The following is a 15,385-nucleotide window of genomic DNA, read 5'->3' as shown; positions in this document are numbered from 1 at the left end:
TTTTACTTAGATCTCCACACGATCCACGTTCATGAAGTGGATGTTTTGATTGCCATCAAGCGTAATGCCCACAACCGAGTCTTTGCTGATGTGTCCTGCTAGGATCTCTTTCGAGAGTTCGTTCAGCAAAACGCGTTGCATGACCCTTTTCAGAGGGCGGGCTCCGAACTGCGGATCGAACCCAAGCTCACCGAGTTTGTCGAACACGTCGTCGGTCGCTTCCAGGCGAATACCACTTTCTTCCAGACGTTGCTGAATTTGGTGGAACTGGATCTCCACAATCTGGCGGATCTCTTTGCGCGACAGCGGTTTGAACATGACGATCTCATCGATCCGGTTCAGGAACTCAGGACGCAGGCTCTTGCGCAGCATCTCCATAACCTGCTCGCGTGTTTCGTCCAAAATGTGGTCCACGCTGCCCATGTCATCGCCATCCGGTAAGATGTCCCGCATCCGCTCAAATCCTTCCTGGATAAGATGCGAACCGATGTTAGAGGTCATGATGATGATCGTGTTTTTAAAATTCGCCACACGACCTTTGTTATCGGTCAGGCGACCATCGTCGAGGACCTGCAACAAAATGTTGAAGACATCGGGGTGCGCCTTTTCGATCTCGTCGAGCAGAATCACCGAATACGGTTTCCGGCGTACGGCTTCTGTCAACTGCCCGCCTTCGTCATAACCCACATAGCCGGGGGGCGCTCCTACGAGCCGCGAAACGGCGTGGCGTTCCTGATACTCCGACATATCGATGCGCACCATCGCGTTTTCGTCATCGAACAGAAACTCAGCCAAGGCCTTGGCGAGTTCGGTTTTTCCTACCCCGGTCGTACCCAGAAAGATGAACGAACCAATCGGCCGTTTCGGGTCATGCAATCCCGCGCGACTCCGGCGTACGGCATCAGACACGACACTAATGGCCTCCTCTTGTCCGGCGACGCGTTTGCCCAACTCTCGTTCCAGGTTCAGTAACTTTTCCCGGTCGCTTTGCAGCATTTTGGTAACCGGAATGCCCGTCCATTTAGCGACTACTTCTGCGATGTCCTCCGAAGTCACCTCTTCTTTCAGCATCGATTTTCCATCCTGATGCATTTCCTGGACTTGCTTCTGGTAATCTTCCAGCTTCTGCTCAGCCTCGCGAATGCGTCCGTAGCGCAACTCGGCCACACGTCCGTAATCGCCGGAGCGCTCTGCTTGCTCGGCCTCCAATTTGTAGCGATCAATTTCCTCTTTCGCCTTCTGGATGCCCTCCAGCACTTGTTTCTCGCTCTCCCAGCGCGCCTTCAGGCTATTGCGCGTCTCGTTCAGATCGGCGATTTCCTTGTTGAGGATGGCTTCCTTGTTGTGATCGACCTCTCGGCGGATGGCTTCGCGCTCGATTTCCAGTTGCATGATTTTCCGCTGCACTTCGTCCAACTCCTCCGGCAACGAATCAATCTCGATCCGCAGGCGGGATGCCGCCTCGTCCATCAAGTCAATGGCCTTGTCGGGCAATTGCCGCTCGGTGATGTAGCGGTTGGACAATTCGACCGACGCGATAATGGCATCGTCTTTAATCCGCACACCGTGGTGCAGCTCATACTTTTCTTTGATGCCTCGCAGGATGGAAATGGAATCGGCTACGCTGGGTTCATCGACCGTAACGGTCTGAAAACGACGTTCCAGCGCTTTGTCTTTCTCGATGTACTTCTGGTATTCTTTAAGCGTAGTCGCGCCGATGGCATGCAGTTCGCCACGTGCCAGTGCGGGCTTTAATAGGTTGGCAGCATCCATGGCACCGTCGCCGCCCGCGCCGGCTCCGATCAGCGTGTGGATTTCGTCAATAAAGAGGATGATTTCGCCTTCGGAATCCGTCACCTCTTTGATCACGGCTTTTAGACGCTCTTCAAATTCTCCTTTGTATTTGGCACCGGCGATGAGCAAACCCAGGTCAAGCGATACGATCTGCTTGGTTTTCAGGTTCTCGGGTACATCACCATCGACAATGCGTTTTGCCAACCCTTCGACAATGGCGGTTTTCCCGACGCCGGGCTCCCCGACCAGCATAGGGTTATTTTTAGTGCGCCGCGATAAGATCTGCAGCACACGCCGGATCTCTTCGTCGCGCCCGATCACGGGATCAATCTTCCCGCGCCGTGCCAGCGCCGTGAGGTTTTGTGAGTAGCGCTCTAACGAACGATATTTGTTTTCGGCGTTTTGGTCCGTGACTTTTTGCCCGCCACGCAGCTCTTGAATCGCTTGCTTCAGGGACTTCTCCGCGAAGCCCACGTCTTTCATCAACTGCGCAACGCGGTCTTTTCCGGCCAGAATCGCCAGCATCAAATGCTCAACAGCGACATACTCGTCGCCGAATTCTTTCAGGAAAGTCTGGGCCTTCTGAACGGCCGCTGCGGCATCGTTCGCCAAATAAGGACTTCCGCCGCTTACTTTCGGGTAACTGGCAATGATCTCGTCGAGTTTCTGATCCAGGTACTGACGGTTGATGTTCAGCTTCTTGGTCAGAAACGAAATCATATTTTCATCGGCCTGAAGGATGGCTCTCAGCAAATGGCCGGTATCAATGGCCTGCTGCTGGTTGCCTCCGGCTATTTCCGTAGCCTTTTGAATGGCTTCCTGTGCCTTGATTGTGAAATTATTCAGGTTCATGATTTATCGATTGCGTTGAGGTTCTTCAATGGGTTGTACGGCAACTTTCCACCTCTCGATGTGAGTTGCTTCCGTGTAGTAACAAATCAAAGTCCAGCTTGATAAAACCCAAAAATGCGGTCATAATGACGCATTTTGCGATCAATTTTCATTCAGAAGCGAAGGAGTTGCGCCATTTTGGCGGCGTCAGGCAGGTTGGTGTACCGCTACTTCAAAATGGAGGGTAAAAGTGGTGCCCTGACCAGGACAGCTCTCGATGTTGATGCGTCCGTTCATAGCCTCGGTCTGCATTTTCACCAGGTAGAGCCCAAGCCCTTTGCCTTCGGGGTTTTCGTGAAGCTGCTGGTAAATACCAAATATTTTCTCGCCGTATGTGTTCAGGTCAATGCCTACACCATTATCCTTGCACGTGAGGGTGATGCCGCTTTCTTCGACATAGCTTTGGATGTAGATCACCGGGCGTCGGCCGGGCGTATGGTATTGTAACGCATTGCTGATCAGGTGGTAGAAAATGTTTTCCATGTACTCAGGAATCATCTTCATGCCGGCGACCTGCGAGAAATCCGTATGAATTTCGGCCTGTAACGCCCCAATCAATCCCGCCAGGGGCTTGATGCCGGTAGCGAATACCTGAGCAAACTCGCTTTCCTGAAGTTTGTCGGTCGTTGCCGCTTCCTCGATTTCCAGAAGTTGCGCCAGGTCTTTGATGACCGCGTCCAGGTTGTGGGTAGCTTTTTCCAGGTGGGGTAAGTACTTCTGCAGCACACTCAACGGACTCTGCTCCATCCCGATAATGCCCATCAGCCCGAGGATGTGCGCCACGGGTTTACGGATTTTATGAGACACCATAAACGCAAATTGCTCCAGCTGGGAGTTGCGTCGTACCAGGACCTGATGCGAGCGCATCAACTGTTGTGTTCGGTCTTCAACCTGCTTCTCGAGCGAGTAGTTGTACTGTTGTAACTCTCTGTTTTTCTCTTCAATGATGGCTTGCTGCTCGTGAAGCGTTTCGTTTTGCTGCTGAATCTCTTCGCTTTTCTGGATGATCTCGTCGGTACGCAACTGGATGGTCTCTTCCAACTGCTGGTTGTATTCCGTGATGATGCGCTCCTGTTCGGCGGCGGCGGCCAAGGCTTCGGTTTGGGCTATCTCTTTTTCAGAGCGATACATCCGAATTCTATCCGCCAGCGAGATAGCGAACAACAGGGCTTCGATAAAAGAGCCTACCTGCACAATGGTGTCGGGCGCGATGCTAAGCGAGATCCAACCCAGGTAATGGAGGCCTAACAGAAAGGTGCCGATCAGCAGAATCGCCCACGCCAGAACAAAGTAGCGGGCCGATTTATTGCCCTGGTAAAGCGCGTGTACACCGGCCGTCAGGATCGAAGCGGACGTAGCGACAAACAAAAATGCGATGACCTCCGAGGCCACCCGGTGGTCGGCACGCCAGGCGAACACCATGCCCAGCCCACTGGCAATGGCCAAGAATTGCAACAGCACGTGAATGCCTTGCAGGTGGCGGTGTGTTTTAAGAAAAGTGATGGCAAAAATGGTCGAGAAGAACAGGGTACCGTAGGCCGAAATCACCGAAAGTTCGTTGCAGAAGCCACCGACAAATTCCAGGTACTGTGGCGCATGGCCATTGATGACAAGCTGTAGGCAAATGTTGAACCCTACAAAACAGCAATAATACAGGTAAGACCACTCCAGTAGCGAAAAGAAGAGCAGCAGGTTGTAGAGCAGAAGGCCGATGAGGGCACCGTAGAAAATCCCGAAAATGATTTCCTGCCGCATGGCTACTTCCTGGTGGTAAGAGGCCTCGACGAAACTCATGCTCACCCGGACGCTCCCTTTGTTGTGAATGCGTAGGAAATAATCTTGCGCGGTAGTATCCGACAGGTCGACCGGAAAAAGGTAGTTATGGTAAAACTGAGGTTGATTGTAAATGGGCGAATACAGCTCGCCGGAGTTGATCTCTTTCCAGGTGCTATCCGTATCGTGATAGAAAAAGTCGACAATGTCGAGCGAAGGGTGCTCAACTTCCAACAGCCAGGGAATGGGCTCGTCGGCGGTACGCTTCACGCGCAGGTGGAGCCAGAAGACCGACTTGGAAAAGCCAAAGTTGAATTTGCCACGCTCGGCTTGCTCAAACGGTAATGAGTCTTGAACCGCAAGTAGTTCTTCAAAATCGAAGACCTTCTTCTTATCTTCAAAATACGAGATCTCTATCTCCGGGTGGGGGGCATCGGGTTGCTTGGTAAGGATTGGTATCTCTGTCGCTGCGTGCACAGAAGGAGATCCACTTAGCAGAAGAACCAGAAGCATTATGCGCGAAAGCATCCCTTTAGCATTGCCTACACTTTTCCTGCGTACCCCAGGACCAGTAAAAGCAAAACGGAATATTTTCGTGTCGAGCATAAAAGGTATGCCTCAGATGAAGCCAAAACAGCCATTATTGACCATCCATACACCTGCACGCGTCTAGTCAATAAAATGTTATTTACAAATCTATAATTCTGTACGTATATAATTTTTTGATAGTCTCTTAATATCTAACATAGATTACATCATCGCTAATATGCTGGAAAAGAGGGGGCGAAGGGAAAAGTAAGCCAGGCGAAAAGCCACACCGTCACCCACTTACTTTTGGAAGTTTGCTAGAATTTGGGGGAATTCCGGTAGGTAAGTGGGAAAAGGAATCGCAGGCCGAATCGTATTTTATATTATTATGGATAGAAAAACTTAAAATTTTCTTAGTGAGTCTTACATCCTCCTTTTCACATCGATGAAACCTTTATAATGATCTATCAACGCCGGTCTACATCCCCTCTTCCACGAAAACCTTCCTACCTTTCTCTACCAAAACAAAAACAATGCTCGCCTTCGGGCAGTTACCCTTTATTAAGGTAGGTACTTTACCACGCCTCAAGCGGCTCTACAATTTTTAGTTTTTTACCCACAGTAAATGCAGCATTCAGAACGGACCTACCTTCCTATCGGAGACTACGGTGTTATTGGCAATCTTCATACCGTTGCGCTGGTAGGCCTCAATGGTTCTGTCGATTTCATGTGTTTCCCGCGCTTCGACTCCCCTTCGGTTTTTGGGGCTTTGCTGGACAGAAAAAAGGGCGGCTTCTTTGAGATAGCGCCTGTGGAGCGCGATGTGGACGTGAAGCAGATGTACCTGCCAGACACGGCTATCCTCATGACACGATTCATGGCCGATGCGGGCGTGGTCGAAGTCCTCGATTTCATGCCGGTCAAAGAACAGGAAAGCCGCTGCGTGCTGATCCGTCGCGTGACGTCGGTTCGGGGCAAGCTGAAGTTGCGGATGCGCTGCTGCCCCCGGTTCAACTACGCCCGTTCGTCACACAAGGCCGAATGCGACGGTCGTGTGCTGGTTCTGAAAAGTGAGGGGGACGACGGCATTATGGTGCGGTTGACCAGCAGCGTTCCCATCAAGATTGACGAAGGTGACGGCTACGCCGAGTTTACGTTGCACGAGATGGAGAAGGCCGATTTTGTGATGGAGGCCATTTCGAAAGCGGACGTACCGAAACTGGAGCTGGATCACTTTGTCGACAAGGCGTTTGTGGCCACAAACGAGTACTGGAAAAACTGGATTAGCGGCTCTCGTTACAAAGGGCGTTGGCAAGAGATGGTGAACCGCTCGGCCATGACGTTGAAACTGCTCACTTCGTTTCAACACGGTTCTATGGTGGCAGCGGCTACGTTTGCGTTGCCGGAAACGTTGGGGGGCGAGCGCAACTGGGACTACCGCTACACCTGGATTCGCGACTCGGCCTTTACCATGTACATTTTCATCCAGCTAGGGTTTATGGACGAAGCACACCGCTTCATCGACTGGATTAAAGAACGCTTCAACGACATTACAGAAGGAGGAGAACTTCAACTGATGTACGGTGTCGATGGACACACCAACCTGAAAGAAGAGGAACTGAATCACCTGGAGGGCTATCGCCAGTCGGCTCCGGTACGGATTGGCAACGCCGCCTACAAGCAACTCCAGCTCGACATCTACGGAGAATTGATGGACTGCCTCTACCTCTACAACAAATACGGCGGTCCGATCACCTACGACTTCTGGAAAAAGATGGAGAAGCAGATCGATTTTGTGTGTGAACACTGGCAGGAGCCTGACCACGGCATCTGGGAAGTGCGTCACAAGAAAAAGAAGTTTTTGTATTCGCGCCTCATGGCCTGGGTGGCGCTCGACCGGGCCATCAAATTGGTCGAAGACCGCTCGTTTCCGGCACCCCTCGACAAGTGGCGTACCACACGCGATGCGATTTATCTTGAGATCTTCGAGGACTTTTACGATCCGGAACAGGAAGCATACGTGCAATCGAAAAACAGCGATGTACTCGATGCCTCCGTGCTGCTCATGCCCATTGTGCGGTTTGTAACGCCCGCCGAGCCGCGCTGGCATACCACGCTAAAGGCCGTAGAACAGCGCCTTTCTTCTGAATCGTTGGTGTACCGGTACCGTTTGGACGATGGCGCAACCGATGGGCTGGATGGCGAAGAAGGGACCTTCTCCATGTGTTCGTTCTGGCTGGTTGAGTGCCTCTCCAAAACCGGAGAATTCGAAAAAGCGCGTCTGTATTTTGAGAAGATGCTGGGCTACGCCAATCACCTGGGACTCTACGCTGAGCAACTCGACACCCGCGGCCGCCAATTGGGCAACTATCCGCAGGCGTTTACGCACCTGGGGCTTATCAGTGCCGCCCTGGAATTGAACCGGCAAGTCGAAAACCGGCCGGGCGCAACGCCCGCGTAGGTTTAAAGCAGCAGCATGCTGAGCATCCCGGCAATCATAATCCACTTGCAGAGGCGGCTCAGAAACGTAAAATCCTGCACCGTATCGGCTCGGACCAGCAGCACCGTCAACCAGGACAGCGGCAACAATAACAACAGAAAAAAGTACCCGACGCGGTCGGACAGCAGAGCCGACAAAGGAAATAACACGGCAATAAACGCGGCAATCAGTCCATAGATCAGCTTCTTGGTTTTGCTAACCCCCCATAAGATGGGAAGCGTTTTGCAACCGTGCGAGGCGTCGCCGCGCATGTCTTCCAGGTCTTTCACGATCTCGCGCACGAGGGTCATAAAAAAGGCATAAATCGCGAAAGTGAACAGCATCGCTTCGTTCTGCCGATAATAGACGGCCAACACGGCCAGCGTCGAAGACGTCAGCAATGCGATGGTCAGGTTCCCCAGCAAAGGCAGCCGTTTCAGGAAACTGGAGTACAGCCACAACAGCCCCGCCGCTCCGATGTTGATCAAACCGACCTTCCAGTGCAGTGCCGTACCGATCACAATCCCCAACGTACTGAGCACCAAGTGAGCACCCATCGCAACCCGGCGCTTCAACAGCCGGTCGATGACGACCCGTTGCGGTTTGTTGATGACATCGATTTTGACGTCATAATAGTCGTTGATGATATAGCCCGCGGCGGCAATCATGATGGTGGAGAGCGTCAGCAGGAAGAGGTGCCGATCCGTGAGACGCGACCACCACGAGTCCTCCTGGCCGATTAAAAAAATTCCGGCGAGGTACTGAGTCGCCACCACAATAAAAAGATTACCCACCCGCACCAGGCGGATAAACCCGATGAGGGAAAAATTACGCGGCCCGGCGACGGTTGCCTGTGCCATACTATGCAAATTTTCGGCGGACAATTTCCCGAAGCGCCATCACGTGCTCGTTGTCGTTTTGCCAGCCGTATTCAAGTGCCCACTTCTGGTCCAGCATCGAAAGCGCCTCGTCGTACGACTGACTTCCTTCCAGCTCCTGCAGTGCCATGCTCCATTTAACATTATCGCCCTTGAACAGTTCGTTAATGAAGGCATAGCGCTGGTTGAGCGGAATGGCGTTGCGAATGTTATCTACTTTTTTCTGCTGATGTTCGTCGAGGAGCGTGCGCGCTGGCGCTTCTTTGCGCAGGCGATCGTTCAGCGTCGGCTGCGGTTCGCGCACAAACCGTGCGTTCAGCGGGACTTTGTCTGGCGCCTGATCCGGCTCCGTGGCCAGTCCTACGTCGGCAGACAGGGGTTTTAATTGCGGATTGGGCTGATGGCTTGCGAACGATGGAGCGGCAGGCTCGCGCCGACCTCCTGGGCGAACTGCTTCGCGTACCTCGGAAGTGATCACGATGTCGTCTTCGCGCAACGGCAGCACAGCGCTGAACTCGCTCAGTACCTGTTGCATACTGGTCAACTGGCGATCGTGCCGAATGCCAGCTTTGTGAAAATAAAGTTTGATTTCGCCTGCCGGGGCCTGTTTGGTGTAACCCGACTCCAGTTCGCTGATCACCTCCTGCAAAACCACGCGGTTGTAATCGATGTAACGGCGTAGCTGTTTGAGCGAATCGGCGTGCACAAATCTGACGTTTTGCTGCGTCACTTCGTCCTTGAAGTAATCGAGGGGTGTAAGGCCTAACCGCAGCGCGTCGATGATGGACTGGCGTAACAAAGGCTCGAAATCGCCCTGCGCTACAGAAATATGTTGCGAAAGCTGATCCATAAAGTCGTTCAGGGCTTGCTGGACTTCAGGATGCTGGTAGTCGAAAAAAGGGCTCCGGAGACGCTCGGCCTCTTCCTTCCAGCGGGCAAAAAGGGTTTTCAGGACAAAAAGGTTGACCTGTCGGATGGGAGTAAACTCCAAAATCTGGTCGCCTGAAATACGGTCACGGAATTGGAAAAAAGGCGGAGACAGCCGTTCCAGAAACGACTGCGCATAAGCCTCAAGCGCCTGCGGATTAAGTTTGGTCTCCATGCCGAGATTTAGTTCTTTTGTAGGCTAAAATTTATTCAAAGTTAGTGATCTGTACGCTGAACCACAACGGAATTGCAGAATCAACTAAACGTCCAGAAACACCACGGATTTGTGTAATTTGCCACAGTTCCTCCTTTGTACATAACGAAGAAAAACGCATTTCATTTTAGCAGCTGACGCCGATGTTTATAGAGCCTCATTTCTCCGAACGTGATCATGAAGGAAGCCTGAAAGTCGGGTGGATTGAGGTCATCTGTGGGTCTATGTTTTCCGGTAAGACCGAAGAGCTGATCCGGCGGATGAAGCGTGCGGCCTTGGCCCGGCAGCCCCTGCAGATTTTTAAGCCGGCCATCGACACGCGCTACCACGAAGAGCAGATTGTGTCGCACAACGAAAATGCGCTGCAATCCATCACCGTGGGGCACGCCTCGGATATCCTGGCACTGGCCGAAAGCGCCGAAGTGGTGGGCATCGACGAGGCGCAATTTTTTGAAGACGACCTTGTTGACGTGTGTGTGCAGCTGGCTAACCAGAACAAACGGGTCATTGTGGCGGGGCTTGACATGGACTTTGAGGGCCATCCGTTTGGGGCCATGCCGGCCCTGATGGCCGTGGCCGAGTTTGTGACCAAGGTGCATGCCATCTGCATGGTGTGCGGCGCGGTGGCCTCCTACTCTTTTCGGCTGGTCGACACCAACGAGCAGTTGTTGTTGGGCGAAAAAGAGTTGTACGAAGCGCGCTGTCGGCGTTGTTTTTTAGAAGGAATGCGTTACCGGCATCATACCGAGGAAGCACGAATTCGCGAAAATCGACGTTAACGTTCTGGGCTCTTCATCCGCCATGCGATCATTCTTTCTCTTCTTCTCGCTTTTTTGCAGTTTTCCGTTCCTGGCACAGGCGCAATCGACCGGTAACATTCCGGTCGGAACGTGGCGTACGCACCAATCTTACCAATCCCTGACCGATGTGGTCAGTGCGGGGTCGCGTATCTACGCGGCTGCACGCGGGGCCTTCTTCTACGTCGATCTGGAGGACAACAGTTTTCACCCGCTTTCGCGAATCGACGGATTCACCGGGGTGGACATTACCGACCTAAAATACCACAAAGACCTTGATGTGGTGGTGGTGGCCTACGCCAGTGGCAACATCGACCTGATCAAAGGAGGGAACGAAATCATCAACATTAACGCCATTGCCAGATCGGAATCGGTCGTCGGGGGGCGAGCCATCAATCAGATCCACCTTTACGGTAAGTTCGCCTACGTCTCCGGCGGATTCGGCGTAGCCGTTGTTGATCTGGAACGGGCTGAAATTCGCGAAAACTATACGTTTCGGATGTCCAACGGTGTAAGCGCCGAGGTGTTCAGCTGTGCAGTGTACAACGACGAACTGTTGCTCGTTTTTACACGGGAGGGGTTCCAGGCTGGTCGCCTTCAGGACAACCTGTTAAACAGCGAGAACTGGTTCGCTGCCGATAGTGGCGCGCCTCACATCACGACCGACAAAGTGGTGCATTTAGCAACCCTTGAAGGCAAAACGTACTTTTTCTACAGCTATGTCTACCAATTCACAGGCGACAGGTGGCAGGTGGTTTCACCGTATGTAGACCAGAATTACAACACGGATGTCAGCGTTAGTGACGATCAGGTCGTGTTCTCAAGTTTAGGGGAGGCCATGGTGTTCAACCCTGTTCAGCGTAGTGTTCAGCGGCGTTCAGTGGGGACGTTCGTGCAAGATGCCGTTCTTGACGATCAGGGTTGCCTCTGGACAGCCGATGCTAATCAGGGATTGTTTGCTTCGTGTGCGCCGGGCGAGGCGGTTAGCTATCTGCCCGCAGGCCCAATTGCTATGACAGCTTTCAAGCTGTACAGCTATAACAACCAAGTAACCATACTGCACGGAGGCTACACCCCCTCTTCGCAACCTGCTAACCAGAATGCGGGCTTCTCAATTTTCGAGAATGGCCGTTGGCAGTCGTATTCTAACCGGAACGGTAGCATCCCCTACACCTTTGTCAATGCGGTGGATGCTGCCTATAATCCTGTAGATGGACATTATTACGTCGCCTCTTATACCAACGGTCTGCTCGACATTGCGCCCGACAGCAACATGCAATTGTGGACGGATCAGAACAGTACGCTGACGCGCAATGTGTGGCCACGAGTAGTAGGGGTAGCCGTCGATCCGCAGGGCGACGTGTGGCTTACCAATGCCTTTGCGCCCAACCGGCCGCTGCACGTAAAACGACAGGACGGGACATGGGAAGCCTTTGATATGCGACTGACTTCTCAGGAGTTAGGGCCGCGTGGGCCACGCAACCTACTTATCGACGATAATGGGTTCAAGTGGGTGCGCCTGTGGGGTGGTAGTGTGGTCGTGTTCGACGATCAACAAAACCGCAGCCGTGTCCTGACGATGGATCGGAACGGACTGCCGAGCAACGAAGTGCTCGCGATGGCAAAAGATCAGGATGGCTTGATCTGGGTGGGTACCAGCGCAGGCTTGGGTGTATTTTACAATACGTACGAAGCTTTCGATACCGACATTCAGGCGGAGCGTCCGCGCGTGCGAGTCAGCGCAACAGAGGCCGAGTATCTGTTGAGAGACGCGGAGATCACGGCGCTGGCCATTGATGGCGGCAACCGAAAGTGGATTGGGACCCGTAGTGGACTTTTTCTCATTGCCGGTAGCGAAAACGAAGAAGTGGCGCATTTTACTACGGCAAACAGTCCGCTGGCTTCTAACGAAATCCTGGACCTGACCATCAACGACGTAACGGGCGAAGTGTTCATCGCTCAAGAGGAAGGTGTAATTTCTTACCGCGCCGTGGGTACCGCAGCCGAAGCCACGCACAGCAATGCGTTGGTGTTTCCGAACCCGGTGCCACCCAACTACAGCGGGCAGATCACCATTTCGGGATTAGCCCGCAATGCCTCTGTAAAAATTACCGACATTTCTGGCAAACTCGTTTACGAGACCCAGGCCATCGGTGGGGCCGCGGCCTGGAACGGCTTCGACTACAACGGGCGCCGGGCCAGTCCGGGAATCTATCTGGTATTCAGTGCTTCCGAAGACGGAATGGACGGTCTGGTGACAAAAATCGCGTTGGTCGAATAATGCTGGAAAAAACACAGGGCATCGTCTTCAACTACCTGAACTACCGGGAATCGTCGGTAATCAGCCGCATCTATACGGAAGACTTCGGGCTACAATCGTTCTTGATGAACGGCGTGCGGAAAAGTAGCCGCAGTGCAGGGCCGCGCACTGCGTTGTTCCAGCCGCTCACCATCGTCAATCTGGTCATTTACTATCGGCCCGGTGCTGACCTGCACCGCATTTCGGAGGTGCGCTGTCTCCAGCCCTATACGTCCATTCCCTACGATTTCCGTAAGTCGGGCATCGCACTTTTTCTGGCCGAGGTACTGAGCAAATCGGTGCGCGAAGAAACCCCCAATCCGGACTTGTTTCGCTTTCTGCTCGAAAGTCTCTATCAGTTCGATGTCATGCCCGACCACTACGGCAACTTTCACCTGCAGTTTCTGCTCGGGCTGAGCCGTTTTCTGGGATTTATGCCGTCGTCGGCCGGCGATCTCTACAGTCAACTGTTCGATACCGCCGGGTGGCGGCAGATCATCGACCCCGCCGAAGAAACCGCGCTGAACGCGCTTTTGCAGAGCCGATCTTACGAAACTCACATCCCGGTTTCCAATACGATCCGGCGCAGCCTCCTCGAGCACGTCATGAAATTTTACGACTTGCACGTCGCCAATTTTGGCGAAATCCGGTCGCTGACGGTTCTCCAGGAAACCATGCGGTAAAACCCCACTGATCGTATATCCTGAATATCACTACTTAGCTTCTCTGCGGATTACAAATACCGCCTGAAATGCCAGAGGGGGCGTTTTTTTAGGAAGTGCAGATCCGACTCGTGGGCATACGCTTCGCGCTCGAAACTAATCCGCCGGTACGCCGCGCCGTGCGGCAGCCCCTTCCACCGGTACCACCCGTATTCGGCGACATACCACACGTAAAAAGGAATGACCAGCAACTCCAACTGCTGCCGCAAGTGGATGCGCTCGTGGTTAATCAGGCGGGCCGTTGGGCGGGCCGGGCGGAGCAGAATAAACGGCCAGAGGGCCATTCCCGCCACGCGCATGTGGGGCATGTGTACTTGAATTCCTTTCATGACAGGGAGGCGCTAAAGACGATCATTCAGGGGGATGGCCGCCTTTTCTGTCAGATTTCTGGACGCGAGGCTGGGCATCGGAGTTGCTTAAAGTAAGAAAATATCCCGCAAAAAATCCGGACTACCCTTCCCTGCCGTAGGTATGCCAGCTTACGGGTGAAGTACTACCCCGCACCGAAGCAAAAAATACAACACACACGGGTAGATTTTTTTCTCAAAAACGAAAAACGTATGTCAAAGTTGATAAAGCCTGCACAAGGCTTCGGGAAAAGTACGTCCCGTCGAAATTTTCTGGCCACCAGCGGCATCGCCCTGGCTACGACCGGCCTGATCCTGGCGGGTTGTGACAAAAACGACGATCCTATGCCGACCCCTCCGGCCGATGCGGTAGACCTGGGCAGCGGCGACGTGGGAATCTTGAATTACGCGTATGCCCTGGAACAACTCGAAGCGGCTTTCTACACCGCCGTAATGGCTTCTCCGTACGGAGGCATTTCGAGTGAAGAAGGCAAAATTATGGAGGCGCTGCAGAAGCACGAAGTGGCGCACCGCGACTTTTTCAAAGCGGCCTTGGGATCGGATGCCATCCAGGCGCTGGAGGTCGACTTCAGTAGCATCGATTTCAGCGATCGCGCCAGCGTATTGATGGCGGCGCAGACCTTTGAAGACCTGGGTGTGGCGGCTTACAACGGAGCCGGAAACCTGATCCAGAACGTCGATTATCTGCTGCTGGCGGGTAAAATCGTTTCAGTAGAGGCGCGTCATGCTGCCGCCATTCGCCAACTGATCGGCACAAATGCCAAGGCGTTTGCGGGCGACGACGTGGTGGACAGCAACGGGCTGGACCGGGCTACGGCGCCGACCGATGTGCTGATGGCGGCTGCGGCTTATCTAACAACCCCCGTCAGCGGCAGCAACCTGCCTTCGTAACCTTAACCTTTAACACGAATCATATGAATATCTTCCATATCATCGACCAGTTTCAACTGGACATCGATCCTAAAAAAGCGACTTCACGGCGCGATGCTTTTCGGATGTTTGGCGACTTAGGCGCCAAATCGCTGCTGGCGGCGGTTCCCTTCGGATTGGCTGCGCTGGCTTCCAGCCCGGCCCGGGCACAGTCGATGGCCAATCCTGTTGAGGTCCTGAATTTTGCCCTCTTGCTCGAATACCTGGAAAACGAGTACTACCTGATGGGACTGGACGCCGGCGTGATTCCCGCCGGATCGGATGCTGAGATGGTCTTCGCCCAGATTAGTAAACACGAAGCCGCTCACGTCGAATTTCTAAAAACGGCCATCAGCGGCGCAGGCGGAACGCCCATCGACAAGCCTACCTTCGATTTCACCGTGAGCGGTACGTTTGACCCATTCGGGAGTTACGATCAGTTCCTGGCGCTCTCACAGGCATTTGAGGACACAGGCGTGCGGGCTTACAAAGGGCAGGCAGGCAACCTGCTCGGTGCGAGCGACGTGTTGAAAGCAGCGCTCCAGATTCACTCGGTCGAGGCGCGCCATGCATCAGAGGTCCGTCGCATTCGCGGGTTAATGGGCTGGATTACGCAAGACCAACGCGGCACCGGGATGCCCGCCGAAACGCAGGCTGTTTACAACGGCGAAGACAACGTAATGCAGGGCGGGGTTGATGCCGTTTCGATCACCTCCGTCGGGGCGGATGCGGTTACCGAAGCCTACGACGAGCCGCTTACGAAAGACGAAGTAACGACCATTGCTTCACTGTTTTTAAAAGCCTAA

11 protein-coding genes are annotated in these 15,385 nt (G+C 53.4%); 6 read left to right on the top strand and 5 right to left on the bottom strand.

Annotated elements, in window-relative coordinates; all coding sequences use genetic code 11:
* Positions 1–6 precede the first annotated feature (6 nt).
* Together clpB and BLR44_RS09565 are read right to left on the bottom strand one after the other, a co-directional pair.
* Positions 7–2,646, bottom strand: coding sequence for an ATP-dependent chaperone ClpB (clpB, locus tag BLR44_RS09570; protein ID WP_089681474.1), 2,640 nt, complete (start codon positions 2,644–2,646; stop codon positions 7–9).
* 186 nt (positions 2,647–2,832) lie between these two features.
* Complete coding sequence (locus tag BLR44_RS09565; protein ID WP_176955968.1) at positions 2,833–4,935, bottom strand: sensor histidine kinase; 2,103 nt, start codon at positions 4,933–4,935, stop codon at positions 2,833–2,835.
* Between the two features lie 676 nt (positions 4,936–5,611).
* Here BLR44_RS09565 and BLR44_RS09560 point away from each other — a divergent pair.
* Positions 5,612–7,447 (top strand): glycoside hydrolase family 15 protein, encoded by a 1,836-nt coding sequence (locus BLR44_RS09560; RefSeq protein WP_089681472.1) that lies wholly within the window; start codon positions 5,612–5,614, stop codon positions 7,445–7,447.
* Between the two features lie 2 nt (positions 7,448–7,449).
* On the opposite strand, the gene BLR44_RS09555 is transcribed toward BLR44_RS09560, so the two are convergent.
* Positions 7,450–8,325 carry a geranylgeranylglycerol-phosphate geranylgeranyltransferase gene (locus BLR44_RS09555; RefSeq protein WP_089681471.1) on the bottom strand — a complete coding sequence of 292 codons (876 nt, stop codon included), beginning with the start codon at positions 8,323–8,325 and terminating at the stop codon, positions 7,450–7,452.
* Position 8,326: 1 nt separating this feature from the next.
* The gene (locus BLR44_RS09550) at positions 8,327–9,445 is read right to left on the bottom strand and encodes a hypothetical protein (RefSeq protein ID WP_089681470.1); all 1,119 of its coding nucleotides are present in this window, start codon (positions 9,443–9,445) and stop codon (positions 8,327–8,329) included.
* Between the two features lie 182 nt (positions 9,446–9,627).
* On the opposite strand from BLR44_RS09550, the gene BLR44_RS09545 reads away from it, so the two are divergent.
* Genes BLR44_RS09545 through recO form a run of 3 tightly spaced genes read left to right on the top strand, consistent with a single transcriptional unit; the run spans position 9,628 to position 13,263 of the window.
* A complete protein-coding gene (locus BLR44_RS09545) occupies positions 9,628–10,263 on the top strand; it encodes a thymidine kinase (protein WP_089681469.1) in 636 nt (211 codons plus the stop codon).
* 22 nt (positions 10,264–10,285) lie between these two features.
* Positions 10,286–12,562, top strand: coding sequence for a type IX secretion system anionic LPS delivery protein PorZ (locus tag BLR44_RS09540; protein ID WP_089681468.1), 2,277 nt, complete (start codon positions 10,286–10,288; stop codon positions 12,560–12,562).
* Positions 12,562–13,263 carry a DNA repair protein RecO gene (gene recO, locus BLR44_RS09535; protein ID WP_089681467.1) on the top strand — a complete coding sequence of 234 codons (702 nt, stop codon included), beginning with the start codon at positions 12,562–12,564 and terminating at the stop codon, positions 13,261–13,263. Before BLR44_RS09540 ends, recO begins: the two co-directional genes overlap by 1 nt.
* 50 nt (positions 13,264–13,313) lie before the next feature.
* On the opposite strand, the gene BLR44_RS09530 is transcribed toward recO, so the two are convergent.
* On the bottom strand, positions 13,314–13,631 hold the full coding sequence (locus tag BLR44_RS09530; protein ID WP_245706022.1) for a hypothetical protein: 318 nt from the start codon (positions 13,629–13,631) through the stop codon (positions 13,314–13,316).
* A gap of 231 nt (positions 13,632–13,862) precedes the next feature.
* On the opposite strand from BLR44_RS09530, the gene BLR44_RS09525 reads away from it, so the two are divergent.
* On the top strand, positions 13,863–14,561 hold the full coding sequence (locus BLR44_RS09525; RefSeq protein ID WP_089681466.1) for a ferritin-like domain-containing protein: 699 nt from the start codon (positions 13,863–13,865) through the stop codon (positions 14,559–14,561).
* A 23-nt stretch (positions 14,562–14,584) separates the two neighbouring features.
* A complete protein-coding gene (locus BLR44_RS09520; protein ID WP_089681465.1) occupies positions 14,585–15,385 on the top strand; it encodes a ferritin-like domain-containing protein in 801 nt (266 codons plus the stop codon).

The organism is Catalinimonas alkaloidigena, assembly GCF_900100765.1.
GTDB classification, from domain to species: Bacteria; Bacteroidota; Bacteroidia; order Cytophagales; family Flexibacteraceae; genus Mooreia; species Mooreia alkaloidigena.
Note: the sequence above shows the minus strand (reverse complement) of the source record. Positions and strands in the feature narration are given on the sequence as shown.

Bases quoted from the DNA above. Each gene is read 5' to 3' on its own strand.
- clpB (WP_089681474.1), bottom strand. From the start codon at position 2,646: ATGAACCTGAATAATTTCACAATCAAGGCACAGGAAGCCATTCAAAAG.
- BLR44_RS09560 (WP_089681472.1), top strand. From the start codon at position 5,612: ATGCAGCATTCAGAACGGACCTACCTTCCTATCGGAGACTACGGTGTT.
- BLR44_RS09555 (WP_089681471.1), bottom strand. From the start codon at position 8,325: ATGGCACAGGCAACCGTCGCCGGGCCGCGTAATTTTTCCCTCATCGGG.
- BLR44_RS09550 (WP_089681470.1), bottom strand. From the start codon at position 9,445: ATGGAGACCAAACTTAATCCGCAGGCGCTTGAGGCTTATGCGCAGTCG.
- BLR44_RS09545 (WP_089681469.1), top strand. From the start codon at position 9,628: ATGTTTATAGAGCCTCATTTCTCCGAACGTGATCATGAAGGAAGCCTG.
- BLR44_RS09540 (WP_089681468.1), top strand. From the start codon at position 10,286: ATGCGATCATTCTTTCTCTTCTTCTCGCTTTTTTGCAGTTTTCCGTTC.
- recO (WP_089681467.1), top strand. From the start codon at position 12,562: ATGCTGGAAAAAACACAGGGCATCGTCTTCAACTACCTGAACTACCGG.
- BLR44_RS09530 (WP_245706022.1), bottom strand. From the start codon at position 13,631: ATGAAAGGAATTCAAGTACACATGCCCCACATGCGCGTGGCGGGAATG.
- BLR44_RS09525 (WP_089681466.1), top strand. From the start codon at position 13,863: ATGTCAAAGTTGATAAAGCCTGCACAAGGCTTCGGGAAAAGTACGTCC.
- BLR44_RS09520 (WP_089681465.1), top strand. From the start codon at position 14,585: ATGAATATCTTCCATATCATCGACCAGTTTCAACTGGACATCGATCCT.